At 73.8% G+C, this 16,167-nt stretch carries 13 protein-coding genes and 3 tRNA genes; 6 read left to right on the forward strand and 10 right to left on the reverse strand.

Features of this window, described 5'->3' with window-relative positions:
- Window positions 1-8: 8 nt before the first annotated feature.
- A complete protein-coding gene (locus FJR00_RS15930; protein ID WP_202876572.1) occupies window positions 9-830 on the reverse strand; it encodes a PadR family transcriptional regulator in 822 nt (273 codons plus the stop codon).
- 325 nt (window positions 831-1,155) lie between these two features.
- On the opposite strand from FJR00_RS15930, the gene FJR00_RS02225 reads away from it, so the two are divergent.
- The 6 genes from FJR00_RS02225 (at window position 1,156) to FJR00_RS02250 (ending at window position 9,354) form a co-directional block, all read left to right on the forward strand.
- Window positions 1,156-2,979 carry an acetolactate synthase large subunit gene (locus tag FJR00_RS02225; protein ID WP_141337279.1) on the forward strand — a complete coding sequence of 608 codons (1,824 nt, stop codon included), beginning with the start codon at window positions 1,156-1,158 and terminating at the stop codon, window positions 2,977-2,979.
- Window positions 2,979-3,431 (forward strand): acetolactate synthase small subunit, encoded by a 453-nt coding sequence (ilvN, locus tag FJR00_RS02230; protein ID WP_238330258.1) that lies wholly within the window; start codon window positions 2,979-2,981, stop codon window positions 3,429-3,431. Before FJR00_RS02225 ends, ilvN begins: the two co-directional genes overlap by 1 nt.
- A 78-nt stretch (window positions 3,432-3,509) precedes the next feature.
- Window positions 3,510-4,541, forward strand: coding sequence for a ketol-acid reductoisomerase (ilvC, locus tag FJR00_RS02235; RefSeq protein WP_075956724.1), 1,032 nt, complete (start codon window positions 3,510-3,512; stop codon window positions 4,539-4,541).
- Window positions 4,534-6,261 carry a dihydroxy-acid dehydratase gene (ilvD, locus tag FJR00_RS02240; protein ID WP_141337280.1) on the forward strand — a complete coding sequence of 576 codons (1,728 nt, stop codon included), beginning with the start codon at window positions 4,534-4,536 and terminating at the stop codon, window positions 6,259-6,261. The genes ilvC and ilvD overlap by 8 nt, the downstream gene beginning before the upstream one ends.
- A gap of 90 nt (window positions 6,262-6,351) precedes the next feature.
- Window positions 6,352-8,247 carry a chorismate-binding protein gene (locus FJR00_RS02245; protein ID WP_377465748.1) on the forward strand — a complete coding sequence of 632 codons (1,896 nt, stop codon included), beginning with the start codon at window positions 6,352-6,354 and terminating at the stop codon, window positions 8,245-8,247.
- Between the two features lie 15 nt (window positions 8,248-8,262).
- A complete protein-coding gene (locus FJR00_RS02250) occupies window positions 8,263-9,354 on the forward strand; it encodes a carboxylate-amine ligase (RefSeq protein WP_141337282.1) in 1,092 nt (363 codons plus the stop codon).
- Here FJR00_RS02250 and FJR00_RS02255 read toward each other — a convergent pair.
- The 9 genes from FJR00_RS02255 to FJR00_RS02295 all read right to left on the reverse strand — a co-directional run bounded on the left by FJR00_RS02255 (window position 9,351) and on the right by FJR00_RS02295 (window position 16,131).
- A complete protein-coding gene (locus FJR00_RS02255; protein WP_238330259.1) occupies window positions 9,351-9,869 on the reverse strand; it encodes a DUF4442 domain-containing protein in 519 nt (172 codons plus the stop codon). The two genes, FJR00_RS02250 and FJR00_RS02255, sit on opposite strands and share 4 nt — an antisense overlap.
- Window positions 9,866-10,966, reverse strand: a complete 1,101-nt coding sequence (locus FJR00_RS02260; protein WP_141337376.1) for an ABC transporter ATP-binding protein — start codon at window positions 10,964-10,966, stop codon at window positions 9,866-9,868. The genes FJR00_RS02255 and FJR00_RS02260 overlap by 4 nt, the downstream gene beginning before the upstream one ends.
- 8 nt (window positions 10,967-10,974) lie before the next feature.
- Window positions 10,975-12,552 (reverse strand): ABC transporter permease, encoded by a 1,578-nt coding sequence (locus tag FJR00_RS02265; RefSeq protein ID WP_141337283.1) that lies wholly within the window; start codon window positions 12,550-12,552, stop codon window positions 10,975-10,977.
- A 38-nt stretch (window positions 12,553-12,590) separates the two neighbouring features.
- Window positions 12,591-13,703, reverse strand: coding sequence for an iron ABC transporter substrate-binding protein (locus tag FJR00_RS02270; protein WP_141337284.1), 1,113 nt, complete (start codon window positions 13,701-13,703; stop codon window positions 12,591-12,593).
- A gap of 226 nt (window positions 13,704-13,929) precedes the next feature.
- Window positions 13,930-14,003, reverse strand: a tRNA-Phe gene (locus tag FJR00_RS02275).
- Between the two features lie 59 nt (window positions 14,004-14,062).
- Window positions 14,063-14,136 (reverse strand) — tRNA-Asp (locus FJR00_RS02280).
- A gap of 22 nt (window positions 14,137-14,158) precedes the next feature.
- A tRNA-Glu gene (locus FJR00_RS02285) sits at window positions 14,159-14,231 on the reverse strand.
- A 111-nt stretch (window positions 14,232-14,342) separates the two neighbouring features.
- Window positions 14,343-15,038 carry an NAD(P)H-binding protein gene (locus tag FJR00_RS02290; protein ID WP_141337285.1) on the reverse strand — a complete coding sequence of 232 codons (696 nt, stop codon included), beginning with the start codon at window positions 15,036-15,038 and terminating at the stop codon, window positions 14,343-14,345.
- A gap of 37 nt (window positions 15,039-15,075) precedes the next feature.
- The gene (locus tag FJR00_RS02295; protein WP_141337286.1) at window positions 15,076-16,131 is read right to left on the reverse strand and encodes a PHP domain-containing protein; all 1,056 of its coding nucleotides are present in this window, start codon (window positions 16,129-16,131) and stop codon (window positions 15,076-15,078) included.
- Window positions 16,132-16,167 lie beyond the last annotated feature (36 nt).

The raw sequence follows: 16,167 nt of genomic DNA on the forward strand, positions 1-16,167 counted from the left end.
CCGGAGGCTCAGTCCTCGATGATCTCGCCGTCCACGTGCTCGGTCTCCTCGTCGACGCCGCCCGACCAGTCGTCAGCGTCGTCGTCGAGGTCGTCCTCACGGGCGACCTCGGCCTCGGCCAGCATCCGGTAGAGCTGCCGCCGGGTCCGGTCCAGCAGCCCGGCCGCGCGCTCGGTCAGCCCGTCGTCGCCCGACTGGCCCACGGCCTGCGCGGCCACGGCCAGCCCGCCGACGGCCTTCCACAACCGGGTGCCGCTGCCCCGGCCCGCCTCCCGCCGGCCGCCGCGACGACCTCCGGCCCCGGTCCGGGCGCCCTCCCCGCGACCGCTGCCCGCCCACGGGTCGGCCGGTTCGTGCCCGGCGGCGAAGCCGGGGTCGGGCCCGTCCTCGGCGGCCTGCCTCCCGGCGTCGGTGAGGGTGTAGGCCTTGCGGCCGTCGTGCTCGACCTGCTCGATGAGTCCCTCGTCCTCCAGCTGCGCCAGCGCCGGGTAGATCGCCCCCGAGCTGGGCTGCCACTCGCCGAACGTCCGCTCGGAGATCTCCTGCATGAGCTGGTAGCCGTTCATCGGGCCGCCGGCGAGCAGGTGCAGGACGGCGTTGCGCACGTCGCCCCGGCGGGCCCGACGCCCGCGGCCCTGCTGGCCGCCGCGGCGGTGCTGATGCCGGTCGCCGAACCCGGTGCCGCCCAGGTCCACGCCGGGCCAGCCGCCCGTGCCGAACGGTCCCTGCGGACCGAAGATGCCCCCCGGGCCCATCGGTCCCCGCGGACCGAACGGGCCCTCGGGGCCGAAGAACTGCTCGGGGTCGAAGCCCCCACGTCGCGGTGTCATGCCTCCATCGTCGACCCGCGGTGTCGACATGTCAACGTCATATCGATAGCGACGGGAACCGGTCGCCCGCGCTGGCGACAGCGCGACTGCATACCTGTGCGCTCGGTCACATATCCATCCAGAGGGTTGACGTCGGGGCAGCGATGGGTCAGAGTTGCGCCCATGCAGCACTTCGCTCTCGTACTTATTAGCCAGGGACGCGCCACGGCCTGAACCCAGACCGCGCCGCGTCCTCCCCTCGTCAGCCCTCCGGGCCGAGGGGTTTTTTGTTGCCCGACCACCCTCCGACCCTCCCCAGCACCCCTCGTAGTCAGGACACAGGACGATGACCGCCACCCCCGTGAGCAGCGACAGCATCACCGACGGCGCGACCGTGACCGCCCCCGGCAGCACCGGCGGGCGGTCGGCGGACGGCACCCCCCGCACCGGCGCGGAGCAGCTCGTCGACACCCTCCGGCGGGTCGGGGTGGAGCACATCTTCGGACTTCCCGGCGGGGCGGTGCTGCCCCTCTACGACGCCCTCTACGAGGCCGAGGGCATCCGGCACATCCTCGTCCGCCACGAGCAGGGCGCCGGCCACGCCGCGCAAGGGTATGCAGCCGCGACCGGGAAGGTGGGCGTGTGCCTGGCCACGAGCGGGCCGGGGGCGACCAACCTGGTCACCCCGCTGGCCGACGCCAACATGGACTCGGTGCCGATCGTGGCCATCACCGGCAACGTCGCCAGCACCGCGATCGGCTCGGACGCCTTCCAGGAGGCCGACATCCGCTCGATCTCGATGCCGGTGACCAAGCACTCCTTCTTCGTCACCCGGCCCGACGAGATCGCCGCGACGATCGCCTCGGCCTTCCACCTGGCGGCCAGCGGCCGGCCCGGCCCGGTCCTGGTCGACATCACCAAGGACGCCCTGACCGCCCACGCCACCGACGAGCTGCGCCAGCTGCCGATGCCCGGCTACCGGCCCGCCTCGGCCCCGGCGCCGCAGGAGGTGCGCGACGCCGTCGAGCTGATGCTCACCGCGCGGCGCCCGGTCCTCTACGTCGGCGGCGGCTGCATCCGGGCGGAGGCGCACGAGCAGGTGCGCGCCCTGGCCGAGCTGACCGGGATGCCGGTGGTCACCACGCTCATGGCCCGCGGCGCCTTCCCCGACAGCCACCCCCAGCACATGGGGATGCCCGGGATGCACGGGACGGTCTCCGCCGTCGCCGCCCTGCAGAAGTCCGACCTCATCGTCAGCCTGGGCGCCCGGTTCGACGACCGGGTCACCGGGGCCAAGGACTCCTTCGCCCCCGGCGCGAAGATCGTGCACGCCGACATCGACCCGGCCGAGATCGGCAAGAACTTCCCCACCGAGGTCGGCCTGCTGGGTGACGCGCGCTCGACCATCCAGCTGCTCATCACCGAGTGGACCCGCCGCACCGCCGAGGGCGCCACCTACGACTACGCGGCGTGGAACGCCCGCTGCCGCGGGTGGAAGAGCCGCTACCCGCTGGGCTACGACGAGCCCAGCGACGGCGCCCTGGCGCCCCAGTACGTCATCGAGCGGCTCGGCGTCCTCGCCGGCCCGGACGCGATCTTCGCCTCCGGCGTCGGGCAGCACCAGATGTGGGCCAGCCAGTTCATCGGTTACGAGCAGCCGCGCCGCTGGCTCAACTCCGGCGGGCTGGGGACGATGGGGTATGCCGTGCCCGCCGCGATGGGCGCCAAGGTCGCCATGCCCGGCAGCACGGTGTGGGCGATCGACGGCGACGGCTGCTTCCAGATGACCAACCAGGAGCTGGCCACCTGCGCGGTCGAGGGCATCCCCATCAAGGTCGCCATCATCAACAACGCGGCCCTGGGGATGGTCAAGCAGTGGCAGGCGCTGTTCTACTCCGAGCGGTTCAGCGCCTCCCAGCTGCCGTCGGCGCAGATCCCGGACTTCACCACCCTGGCCCAGGCCTACGGCTGCGTCGGGCTGCGCTGCGACACCCGCGAGGACGTCGACCGCACGATCGAGCAGGCGATGGCCGTCGACGGCCAGCCCGTCGTCGTGGACTTCCGGGTCAGCAAGGACTCGATGGTCTGGCCGATGGTCCCCGCCGGCACGAGCAACGACGCCATCCAGCACGCCCGCGACCTGACCCCCGACTTCGGCGAGGACGAGTGATGACCCTGCTCCACGACTACCCGCTCCCCGACCGCGAGGTCCCCACGGCCCCCGAGGCCCACCGACCCTCTCCCTCCACCCTCCCCCGCCGCTCCGGCACCACCACGAAAGGCACTCCCATGCGACCCGACCGCAACCGCCACGCCCTGTCCGTCCTGGTCGAGAACAACCCCGGCGTCCTCGCCCGGGTCTCGGTCCTGTTCGCCCGTCGCAACTTCAACATCGACCACCTGGTCGTCGGCCCGACCGAGGACAACAAGGTCTCCCGGATGACCATCGTGGTCAACGTCAACGCCGAGCAGCTGCACAAGGTCACCAGCCAGCTCGACAAGCTGGTCGAGGTCATCCACATCCAGGAGCTGGACGACGCCGACGCCATCCGCACCCAGCTGTGGGAGATCAACGACAACGGTCCGCGCCCGGTGGGCGCGATGGCGGCCGCCGCCTTCTGAGCCGGCCCCGCCGCATACCCTCAGCCAGACCCCACACCCCGCACCACCCCCCCCACCACCACAGGAGAGAACACGCCGATGGCCACCATGTACTACGACGACGACGCCGACCTGTCCATCATCCAGGGCCGGAAGGTCGCCGTGCTCGGCTACGGCAGCCAGGGGCACGCGCACGCGCTGTCGCTGCGGGACTCCGGCGTCGACGTCCGGGTCGGGCTCGCCGAGGGCAGCTCGAGCCGGGCCAAGGCGCAGGCCGAGGGCCTGTCGGTGATGACGCCGGCGGAGGCCTGCGCCGAGGCCGACGTCATCATGGTGCTCGTCCCCGACCACGTGCAGCGCCACCTCTACGCCGAGGCGGTCGAGCCGCACCTGTCCGACGGCAAGGCGTTGTTCTTCAGCCACGGCTTCAACATCCGGTTCGGCTACATCAAGCCCCCGGCCGGCGTGGACGTGTGCATGGTGGCGCCGAAGGGCCCGGGGCACCTGGTCCGCCGGGAGTACGTCGACGGGCGCGGCGTGCCGGTGCTCGTGGCGGTGGAGCAGGACGCGACCGGCGGCGCCAAGGCGCTGGCGCTGTCCTACGCCTCGGCGATCGGCGGCCTGCGTGCCGGCGGCATCGAGACGACCTTCACCGAGGAGACCGAGACCGACCTCTTCGGCGAGCAGTCGGTGCTCTGCGGCGGGATGAGCCAGCTGGTCATGTACGGCTTCGAGACGCTCACCGAGGCCGGCTACCAGCCGGAGGTGGCCTACTTCGAGTGCCTGCACGAGCTCAAGCTCATCGTCGACCTCATGTACGAGGGCGGCATCGCCAAGCAGCGCTGGTCGATCTCGGACACCGCGGAGTACGGCGACTACGTCTCCGGGCCGCGCGTCATCGACAGCCGCGTGAAGGAGAACATGAAGGCCGTCCTCGAGGACATCCGCAACGGGTCGTTCGCGGACCGGTTCATCAAGGACCAGGACGCCGGCGCGCCGGAGTTCAAGGCGCTGCGCGAGAAGGGCGCCCAGCACCCGATCGAGGCCACCGGCAAGGAGCTGCGCGGGATGATGGCCTGGGTCAAGTCGCACGACAGCGACTACGTCGAGGGGTCGGCCGCGCGTGACTGAGCCGTCCAGCACGACCGGCACGCCGGGGGTCGACCCCAAGCCCCGCTCCCGGGACGTCACCGACGGCCTCGAGAAGACCGCCGCGCGCGGCATGCTCCGGGCCGTCGGCATGGGCGACGACGACTGGGTCAAGCCCCAGGTCGGCGTGGCCAGCAGCTGGAACGAGATCACGCCGTGCAACCTGTCCCTGGACCGGCTCGCCAAGGCGGTCAAGGACGGGGTGCACGCCGCCGGCGGCTACCCGCTGGAGTTCGGCACGATCTCGGTCTCCGACGGCATCTCGATGGGGCACGAGGGGATGCACTACTCCCTGGTGTCCCGGGAGATCATCGCCGACTCGGTCGAGACGGTGATGTCGGCCGAACGGCTCGACGGGTCGGTCCTGCTCGCCGGCTGCGACAAGTCCCTGCCGGGGATGCTCATGGCCGCCGCGCGTCTCGACCTGGCCTCGGTGTTCGTCTACGCCGGGTCGATCCTGCCCGGGCGGGCCCGGCTCTCGGACGGCTCGGAGCGGGAGGTGACGATCATCGATGCCTTCGAGGCGGTCGGGGCCTGTGCCGCCGGGCTGATGTCGCGCGAGGACGTCGACGCCATCGAGCGGGCGATCTGCCCCGGCGAGGGCGCCTGCGGCGGGTTCTACACGGCCAACACGATGGCGGCGGCGGCCGAGGCCCTCGGCATGTCGCTGCCCGGGTCGGCGGCGCCGCCCGCTACGGACCGGCGCCGGGACGGGTTCGCCCGCCGGTCCGGGGAGGCCGTGGTGAACATGCTGCGCACCGGGCTGACGGCGCGGCAGATCCTCACCCGGGAGGCGTTCGAGAACGCGATCGCGGTGACGATGGCCTTCGGCGGCTCGACGAACGCGGTGCTGCACCTGCTGGCCATCGCCAGCGAGGCCGAGGTGCCGCTCACCCTGGACGACTTCCGCCGGATCGGGGCCAAGGTCCCGCACCTGGCGGACGTCAAGCCGTTCGGCCAGCACGTCATGGTCGACATCGACCGGATCGGCGGCATCCCGGTTGTCATGCAGGCCCTGCTCGACGCGGGCCTGCTGCACGGCGACGCGATGACGGTGACCGGGAGGACGGTGGCCGAGAACCTGCGCGAGCTCGGCGCCCCGCCGCTGGACGGGACGGTCCTGCGGACGATGGACAACCCGATCCACGCCACCGGCGGGCTGACGATCCTGCAGGGGTCGCTGGCCCCCGGAGGAGCCGTCGTGAAGTCGGCCGGCTTCGACTCCGACGTCTTCCGCGGCACCGCCCGCGTCTTCGACGGGGAACGGGCCGCGATGGACGCCCTCGAGGCCGGCACCATCTCGGCCGGCGACGTCGTGGTCATCCGCTACGAGGGGCCCAAGGGCGGTCCGGGGATGCGCGAGATGCTCGCGATCACCGGGGCCATCAAGGGCGCCGGGCTCGGCAAGGACGTCCTGCTCGTCACCGACGGCCGCTTCTCCGGCGGCACGACCGGCCTGTGCGTGGGCCACATCGCCCCGGAGGCCACCGACGGCGGCCCGGTCGCGCTGGTGCAGGACGGCGACCCGATCGTCCTCGACGTGGCGCAGGGCCGGCTCGACCTGGAGGTCGAGCCGGCCGAGCTGGAGCGGCGCCGGGCGGCCTGGACCCCGCCGGAGCCGCCCGAGCGGGCCCGCCGCGGCGTGCTGGGCAAGTACGTCCGGCTCGTCGGGTCCGCCTCGGAGGGTGCGGTCACGCGCTGAGACGACGCGGCCGGTCGTGGTCCCCGGCACGGGCGACGACCGGCCGCGGTCGCGCAGGCCGAGACGCCCCGGGATGGGAGGATGACCGGTATGCCATCCCGCCCCCTCGACCAGATCCTCGCCGACCCCGCCGGCCAGTCCTGGGCGGTCCTGCGGCGCGAGGGCCAGCAGGGGGCCGAGGTGATCGTCGGCGACGTCGTCGACCTCTCCCGTCTGGCCGACCTGCCCCGGCCGCGTGAGGGCGAGCCCGTGCTGGCGCTCGTGCCCTACCGGCAGATCACCGAGCGCGGCTTCGCCGCCCACGACGACGGCACCCCGCTGCGCGTGCTGCGCCCGGCCGGCCCCACGGCATACCAGCACCTGCCCGTGGACGAGCTCGTCGCCGCGCTGCCCACGGTCCCCGTCGAGGTGACCGACGAGCGCTTCAGCGTCTCCGACGACGACTACGCCCGGATCGTCGAGCGGGTCATCACCGAGGAGATCGGCACCGGCGAGGGCGCCAACTTCGTCATCCGCCGGGACGTGCTGTGCCGCACCGGGACCGACCCGGCGCTGGCGGCGCTGACCTGGCTGCGGACGCTGCTGACCGACGAGCGGGGCGCCTACTGGACCTTCGCGGTGCACACCCCCGGCCACACCCTCGTCGGCGCCACCCCCGAGCGGCACGTCAGCGTCAAGGACGGCCGGGTGTGGATGAACCCCATCTCGGGCACCTTCCGGCATCCTCGCGGCGCCGACCCCGACGGCAGCGTGGTGACGGCCGCCTTCACCGACTTCGTCCAGGACACCAAGGAGACCGAGGAGCTCTTCATGGTGGTCGACGAGGAGATGAAGATGATGGCCCAGATCTGCTCCGACGGCGGCCGGATCACCGGCCCGCTGCTCAAGCAGATGGCCCACCTGACGCACACCGAGTACCTCCTCGACGGCTCCAGCGAGGCCGACGTGCGGGACGTGCTGCGCGCCACCATGTTCGCGCCGACGGTGACCGGCTCGCCGATGGAGAACGCCTGCAGCGTGATCCGCCGGCACGAGCCCGGCGGCCGCGGCTACTACTCCGGGGTGCTGGCCCTCGTGGACCTCGACGAGGAGGGCGGGGAGCGGCTGGACGCCCCGATCCTCATCCGCACCGCCCACGTCGACGACGCGGGCGCGATCACCGTCAGCGCCGGCGCCACCCTCGTGCGGCACTCCGACCCGCGCTCGGAGGTCGAGGAGACCAGCGCCAAGGCGCGCGGCATGCTCGCCGCGCTCGGGCTGCGGGAGCGCCGGGGCGAGGGGTATGCCGTGCAGCTCGCCTCCCTGCCCGGCGTCGCCGAGGCCCTGGCCGCGCGCAACGAGACCCTCTCGCCGTTCTGGCTCTCGCCGCAGGAGGTGCGCCCGGACCCCGACCTCGCGGGCCGGCGGGTGCTCGTCGTCGACGCCGAGGACACCTGGACCCAGATGCTGGCCCACATGGTCCGCCACGTCGGGATGGTCGCCACCGTCCGACGGTGGGAGGACGTGCAGGTGGCGGACGTGCTGGACCCGGAGGTGGACCTGCTGCTGCTCGGTCCCGGGCCGGGCGACCCCACGCGGCGGCGCGACCCGCGCATCGCCCGCCTGCGCGCGTTGGCCCTGGCCCGGCTCGAGGCCGACCGGCCGCTGCTGGCCGTGTGCCTGTCCCACCAGGTGCTGTGCGACCTGGCCGGCCTGGAGATCTCGGCGCTGGACCGGCCCAACCAGGGGGTGCAGCTGCCCGTCGACCTGTGGGGGGTGCGCCGGCTCGTCGGGTTCTACAACACCTTCGTCGCCCGCCCCTCGGCAGCGGCTCCGGTGCTGGCCGGGCGGGAGCTCGAGACGGCCCTGCACGAGGACGGCCAGGGCGTCGTGGCGCTGCGCGGGCGGGGGGTGGCCACCATCCAGGGCCATGCCGAGTCGGTGCTCTCCCGCGACGGGCTGGTCACCCTGCACGGGCTGCTTCGGCACGCGGTGGGGGCGCCCTAGGGGGAGACTGGGCGGATGCGCACCGTCGGCGTGGAGGAGGAGCTGCTCCTGGTCGACGTGCGCACCGGCGAGCTGGTGCCCGTCGCCGGGGAGATCCTGCGGGAGAGCGACGACCAGATCACCGGGGAGTTCCTCGAGCAGATGATCGAGACGCGCACCCGTCCCCACGCGACGTCGCAGGCCCTGCGCGCCGACCTGCTCGGCTCCCGGGCGGAGGTCGCCGCCAGGGCGGGCGACCGGGGGGCGGTCCCTGCCGGGCTGAGCACCTCACCCCTACCGACGCGCGGGGTCGTCCGGCCGGTCGAGCGCTACGGGCGGATCCTCGAGGCCTACGGCGCCCTGGCCCGTCAGCACCTGACCTGCGCCTGCCACGTCCACGTCGAGGTGGCCGACGAGGACGAGGGGGCGGTCGTGCTCGACGGGGTCCGGGAGTGGCTGCCGGCCCTGCTGGCCCTGTCCGCCGGGTCGCCGTTCGCCGGCGGGGAGGAGACCGGCTACGCCAGCTACCGCTGGCAGCTCATGGCCCGCTGGCCCTCCGGGGGGCCGCCGCCGATCGTCGGCACGGCCGAGGGCTACCGGGCCCTCGTCGACGGACTGCTGGACACCGGGGTGATCCTCGACCGGGGCAGTCTCTACCTGGACGCCCGGCTGTCCCACCACCAGTCGACGGTGGAGGTCCGCGTCGCCGACGTCTGCCCGGACGTGCGGGTGACCGTGCTGCTCGCCGTCCTGGTCCGGGCCCTCGTGGAGACCGTGGCCGCGCACGGGAGCACTGTGGACGGTGCCGCGGTGCGGGACCGTCCGCTGGCCGGGACGACGACCCTGCGGGCCGCGACCTGGCAGGCCTCGCGGGCCGGGCTCACCGGCCACCTCGTGCACCCGGCCACCGGCCGGCTCGCGCCGGCGGGCCGGGTGATGGGCGACCTGGTCACCTTCGTGCGTCCCGCGCTGGTGGAGACCGGGGACCTGGCCCTGGTGGAGGAGGGGATGGGCCGGGTCCTCCGGCAGGGGGGCGAGGCCACGCGGCAGCGGGAGGTCCTGCGCCGGACCGGGCACCTGGCCGCCGTCGTGGCCGACGTGGCCCGGCTCACGGTCGAGGGGGCCTAGCCCCTGGCTCGCCGGACGTAGACCTGCTTGCGGACCCGCGCGACGAGGGTCCCGTCGTCCGCGACGACCTCGTTGTCGAACCAGCGCAGCACCCGGTCGCCGTCGTCCGCCCGCACCTGCAGCTCGTCGAGCACCTCCTGCGTCAGGTGGAAGGTGGTGCCCACCGGCCCACGGCCCGGGGCGAGGAACTCGACCTCGGCCGCCCGGTCCCACACGACGTAGCCCCGGCCGAGGTTGCGCATGACCATGAGCATCCAGAACGGGTCGCACATCGCGAAGATGGACCCGCCGAACTGGGTGCCGACGTAGTTGCTGGTCAGCGGCGTGTGCCGCAGCCGGACGGCGACCTCGCGAAAGTCCTCGGCGATGTGCTGCACGTGGATCCCGGAGAAGAGGAAGGGCGGCCAGGCGTTCATCCCGACGCGCAGCACCCGGGGGTCCCGGGCCAGCGCCTTGACCGGGCCGACCCGCTGGGCGGACCGCGAGCCGGCCCGTGGGGCGGCCGGGCCGCTCACGTCTCCGCCCCGGGCACCGCCCGGCAGGGCCCCTCCACCCAGGCGTCGACGGTGTCCCCCACGGCAGGGGGGAAGGCCCCGGTGCGCGCCTGGGCGGTGAGCCCGCCGGCGAGCTCGAGGGTCACGAGGGCGTCGTGCCCGTGGAAGTCGACCGTCGTGACCCGAGCGCGGACGGACCCCTCCGGCGCCGGTCGGGCGGGGTCGTCGGCGGGGGCCAGCTGGACCTGCTCGGGACGGACCACGACCCGGGTGGCCCCGGGCACGCCGGGCAGCACCTCGACCCGGCCCAGCGGGGTGCGGACCTCGGTGGCGGTCTCGTCGACGAGGTCGACCAGGTCGGCCTCGCCGACGAAGGAGGCGACCCAGGCGTCGACCGGGGTGCCGTAGACCTCCTCCGGCGTGCCGACCTGACGGACCCGGCCGTCGCGCATGACCGCGACCCGGTCGGCCATGGACAGCGCCTCGGCCTGGTCGTGGGTCACGAGGATGGCGGTGGCGCCGTCCTCGTGCAGGGCGCGGCGCACGTCGCGGCGCAGGTCGACCCGCAGCGAGGCGTCGAGGGCGCTGAACGGCTCGTCGAGCAGCACGAGCGGCGGCCGCGGCGCCAGGGCCCGGGCCAGGGCGACGCGCTGCTGCTGACCGCCCGAGAGCTCGTGCGGCATGCGGGCCCCCAGCCCGCCGAGGCCGACCAGCTCGAGGCACTCGGCGATCCGGGCGGACCGGTGGCGGTCGCGGCGGGACAGGCCGAAGCCGACGTTCTCGGCCACCGACAGGTGCGGGAAGAGCGCCCCCTCCTGGGGGACGACGGCGACCTGGCGACGGTGGGGAGGCAGGTGGATCCCCGGCAGGGCGACCGCCCGGCCGTCGAGGGCGATCCGCCCGCTGTCGATCCGCTCGAAGCCGGCCATGCAGCGCAGCAGCGTCGTCTTGCCGCAACCCGACGGGCCGAGGACGGCGAGGAACTCGCCGGAGTCCAGCTGCAGGGAGACCTCGTCCAGGGCCGTGACGTCGCCGAACCGCTTGCTCACGCCCACGATCTCGACGGCGTGCGCGGCCGCGCGGGCCTGCGTCGGCTTACGGGTGGTGGACGTCGTCATGGTCAGGTTCATGGTTGCATGCCTCTCACGAGATCGACCTCGGGCTCCTCGAGCTCGGCCACCTCGACGGCCGGCCCGTCGGCCGCGGCCGCCGGCAGGATGCCGCTGCGCCGGGTGATCAGCCAGGTCGGGATCGCCGCCAGCGCCACGAGGACGAGGGCGTAGGGGGCAGCCTCGGCGTAGCGGCCGATCGCCGTGGCGCTCCACAGCCTGGTCGCCAGGGTCTCGGTGCCGGTGGGTCGCAGCAGCAGGGTCGCCGGCAGCTCCTTCATCGCGGTGAGGAACACCAGCGCCGCGCCCGCGCCGATCCCCGGCAGGGTCAGCGGCAGGGTGACCCGGCGGAACACCGCCGCCGGGCTGGTGCCCAGCGCCTGGGCGGCCTCCTCCAGCGAGGGCGGCGCCTGGCCGGCCGCCGAGGCCACGGCGCTGACGCCCAGCGGCAGGAAGAGGGTGGCGTAGGCCAGCGCCAGCAGCCAGGTCGTCTGGTAGAACGGCAGCGCCACGGTGACGCCGAAGAACACCAGCGACAGGCCGACGACGACGCCCGGCAGGGAGTGGGCCAGGTATGCCGCCCGCTCCAGGGCCGCGGACAGGCGCCCCGGGTGCCGGGCGGCGAGGATGCCCACGGGCAGGGCGAGGGCCATGGTCAGCAGCGCCCCGGCCCCGGCGGCGGTCAAGGACCCGACCGCGGCCTCCCCGAGCCGCTCCCACGCCTGGGAGCCCGAGGTGCCGTCGCCGATCCACCGGACCAGGGACAGGGCGGGCACGCCCAGGGCAGCGAGGACCACGGCGACCAGACCTGCCAGGGCGGGCCAGCGCCATACCCCCAGGTGGAGGGCGCGGGCCGGGCGCACGACCCGCGGGGAGGAGAACCGAGCCCCCGCCCGGCGGGTGCGGCCCTCGCCCCACAGGATGACCAGGGTGATGAGCACGAGGAGGGTGGCGAGGGTCAGCGCCATCGTCCGGTTGAAGCCGGCGTTGAACGCGGTGAAGATCGCCCGGGTGAAGGTGTCCACCCGCAGGATGGACACGGCCCCGAAGTCGGCCAGCACGTAGAGGGAGGCGAGCAGCGCGCCGCCGGCGATCGCGGGGCGCACCTGCGGCAGGGTGACCGTGGTCAGGGTGCTCCAGGGGCCGCGGCCCAGCGACCGGGCGACCTCCTCCTGGCCGGGGTCCACGCGCACGAGCGCCGCGGCGACGGGCAGGTAGACGTAGGGGTAGGTGTAGAGGGTCAGCACCACGGCGGCGGCGGTGAATCCCTCGAACCGGGTCCCGGGGTCGGCGGACCACAGGTCGGCCACCGAGACCCAGGTGAAGGCCGCGACGTAGCTGGGCACCGCGAGGGGCAGGGCCAGCAGGACGGCGAGGAGCCGTCGGCCGGGGACGTCGGAGCGGGTGACCAGCCACGCACCGGCCACCCCGATGGCCAGGCAGGCGAGGGTGACCACGGCGGCGAGCAGCAGGGAGGTGCTCGCCAGCGTGGCGGTGCGGGGGGTGACGACCGTGTCCCACCAGGACGACAGGCCCCCCTGGGCCGTCCGCAGCAGCAGGTAGCCCAGGGGGATGAGCGCCACCGCCGTGGCCACGAGGGCCCCGGCGGTGAGCGCTGGGTGCGGTCGTCGGGTCAGAGCAAGCCTGCCTCGGAGATCATCTCGATCGTCGTCTGGAGGTCGTCGAGGTCGTTGAGGTCGATGTCCGGCACGTCCAGGCTGTCCAGCGGGGGCAGCGAGGCGTCGGGCTCGACGCCCTCGACCATGGGGTACTCGTGGGTGTTCTCCACGAAGTAGGTCTGCCCCGCCTCGGAGAGCAGGTAGTCCACGAGCGCCTGGGCCTCGCCGTCCGGCTGCTCGTCGACCAGGCCGATGCCGGAGATGTTGACGAGGGCACCGGTGTCGCCGTCGGGGAAGAAGTGCAGCGCGGCGGAGAGCTCCTCGGCCGGCACGCCCTGCTCCTCGGCGAGCTCGTAGAGGTAGTAGTGGTTGACCAGGCCGGTGTCGATCGCGCCGGAGTCGACGTCGGCGACGATAATGCCGTTCTTCTCCCGGACCTGCGGGTCGTTGGCGGCCATGTCGGTGAGCCACTGCCGGGCGGTTTCGTCGCCCTCCTGGACCCGCATCGCGGTGACGAAGGACTGGAAGCTGGCGTTGGTCGGGGCGATGCCCACGCGGCCGGCCCACTCGTCCTCGGTCAGCTCCTGGACCGAGCTGGGCAGCTCGTCCTCGGCGACGGCGTCCTTGTTGTAGACCAGCACCCGGGCCCGGCCGGTGAGGCCGACCCAGTCGCCGTCCTGGGAGCGGTAGGTCTCCGGCACCAGGTCGAGGGTCTCCTGCGGCAGCTCGAGCAGACGCCCCTCCTTGGCGACGGCCCCGAGGGCGCCGGCGTCCTGGGCGAGGAAGGCCTCGGCCGGGGAGTTGTCGCCCTCCTCCAGGATCTGGGCGGCCATCGCGGCGGTGTCGGCGTAGCGGACCTCGACCTCGATCCCGGTCTCGTCCGTGAAGGCGTCGAGGACGGGCTGGACCAGGTCCTCGTTGCGGCCGCTGTAGAGGGTGACCGTCCCGTCACCCTCGGCGGGGGCGCTCGCGGCGGCGTCCTCGGTCGTGCCGTCGGTGCCGTCGGCGCCGTCCGTGCCGGTGGCGTCGGACCCGGCGGGCTCCTCGGCGTCGGAGCCGCAGGCGGTGAGGCCGAGCGCGGCGAGGGCGGCGAGGGTGGCGACGGTGCGCGGTGCGCGGAGGGTCATCGGGTCTCCCGAGGTGTGATGCGACAGGGTCTGCTTGCGCAACATCGTTGAGGCAAGGCAACCCTTACTTCACCACAGGGGCGGGTGGGGATGCAATTGGGCAAGGCCCACGTGCGCTAAATCACATCATGCCGGGGTGTCGTCACCGGACGCGCCGGGCGTCGTCACCGGCCCCGGACGCGCGAAAGCCGCGGGGGTCTCAGGGGCGCCCCGCGGCTTGTCGCCGTGGCCAGGGGCGGGGTCGAACCGCCGACCTTCCGATTTTCAGTCGGACGCTCGTACCAACTGAGCTACCTGGCCCGAGTAGTGCACCGGCGTGACCCCCGGTCCTTGGACCAGGAGCCACGCCGCACTCTCTGCGACCCCGACGGGACTCGAACCCGCGACCTCCGCCGTGACAGGGCGGCGCGCTAACCAACTGCGCCACGGGGCCTCGTAACAGGACGAGACCTGTGCATCCCCAACGGGATTCGAACCCGTGTTACCGCCGTGAAAGGGCGGGGTCCTAGGCCACTAGACGATGGGGACCCGTCCTGCCCGGTCCCTCGCTCAGAAGCCCTGCTCGGTTCCGTTGAGGACAGTGAGAGAGCATACGGGATGCCGGGCCGGACGCCAAAATGCGGTGCGGCCAGGGTCCCGTCAGGCGTCCGGCCGGCCGTCGAGGACCGTGTCCAGGGCCGCGTCCACGGGGACGTCGCCACCGTTGAACACCAGCGTGGTGCCCGCCAGCCGGGGCCGCTCGACGACCGCGGCGAGGACGGCGGCCACGTCGGCCCGGGGCACCTCGCCACCCTCGAACCCCTCGGCGGGCCGCCCGGAGCCGTCGGCCGTGACGAGCTCGACCGCCCCCGTGCCGGGGTCGTCGGTCAGGCGGCTCGGGCCGAGGATCGTCCATCCCAGGGAGCTCTCGCGCAGGTGCATGTCGGCGGCGGCCTTGGCGTCGGCGTAGGTGGCGAACGGGTTGTCCTGCGGCACACCGTGGTCGGGGCGGGAACCGGCGTAGGACACCATGACGTAGCGCTCGGCGCCGGCCGCCTGGGCGGCGTCCATCGAGCGGATCGCCGCGTCCCGGTCGACGGCCAGCGTGCGCTCGGGGTTGCCGCCGCCGGCCCCGGCGGACCAGACGACGAGGTCGTGCCCGTCGAGGAGGCGGGTGAGGCCGCCGACGTCGAGCTGCTCCACGTCGGCGACGACCGGCTCCATGCCGGCCTCGCGGACGTCGGTCTCGTGGTCGGGGTTGCGGACGATCCCGCTGACGGTGTGGCCGGCCTGCTGGAGCAGGGGTCCGGCGAGGCGGGCGATGTGGCCATGGGCTCCGACGAGTGCGATACGCATGTCAGGGCCAACAGGCGGACCCCGGGGCGGCATTCCGTCAGGGGCGGGCCCAGTCCACCAGACGGTCCACCGGCCAGGTGTTGACCACGCGCTCGACCGGCACGCCCAGGCGCTGCGCCCGTTCGCACCCGTAGGCCAGGAAGTCGAGCTGGCCGGGGGCGTGCGCGTCGGTGCTGACCGCGAACAGGCAGCCCAGCTCCAGCGCCAGCGTGATCAGCTCGTCGGGCGGGTCCTGCCGTTCGGGCCGGGAGTTGATCTCCACCGCGGTCCCGGACTCGACGCACGCGGTGAACACGGCCTCGGCGTCGAACTCGCTCGGCGGCCTGGTGCGCCCGCCGCTGCGCCCCTCCCCGCCCCGGTCGCCGGCCCGCGGCATCACCCGCCGCCCGGTGCAGTGCCCGAGCACGCTCGTCAGCGGGTCACGGACGGCGGCGACCATCCGGCGGGTCATCGCCGCCCGCTCCATCCGCAGCTTGGAGTGCACGGAGGCGACCCGGACGTCGAGCCGGGCCAGCAGGTCGCGGTCCTGGTCGAGCTCCCCGTCGTCGAGGATGTCCACCTCGATGCCCTTGAGGAGGGTGAACGAGGCGCCCGTGTGCGCGTTGACCGCGTCGACGACCTCGAGCTGGCGCCGCAGGCGGGCCGCGGACAGGCCGTTGGCCACCGTCAGCCGGGGGGAGTGGTCGGTCAGCGCGAGATACTCGTGCCCCGCCTCCATCGCCGAGGCCACCATCTCCTCGACCGGGGAGCCGCCGTCGGACCACGACGAGTGCGTGTGCAGGTCGCCCCGCAGCCGGGCCCGCAGCGCCTCGCCGCCCTCGACCAGCGGGCCGCCGTGCGTGCGCTCCAGCTCGGCGAGCTTGTCGGGCACCGCCCCGGTGACGGCCTGCTCGACCACGGCCGACGTGGAGGCCCCGACCCCGGGCAGCTCGCGGAGCGTGCCCTCCCGGACCCGGCGGCGCACCTCGTCCTCGCCGAGCGGCAGGATCGCCGCGGCCGCCGTGCGGTAGGCCTCGACCCGGTAGGTGGACTCGCGGTGCCGCTCCAGCAGGTAGGCGATCCGGCGCAGGGCGTCGACGGGCTCGATCGGCATGGCAGCCACGGTAGGCCGCGCCCGCCCCTGGCGCGA

Source organism: Ornithinimicrobium kibberense, from assembly GCF_006519705.1.
GTDB lineage: Bacteria > Actinomycetota > Actinomycetes > Actinomycetales > Dermatophilaceae > Ornithinicoccus > Ornithinicoccus kibberensis.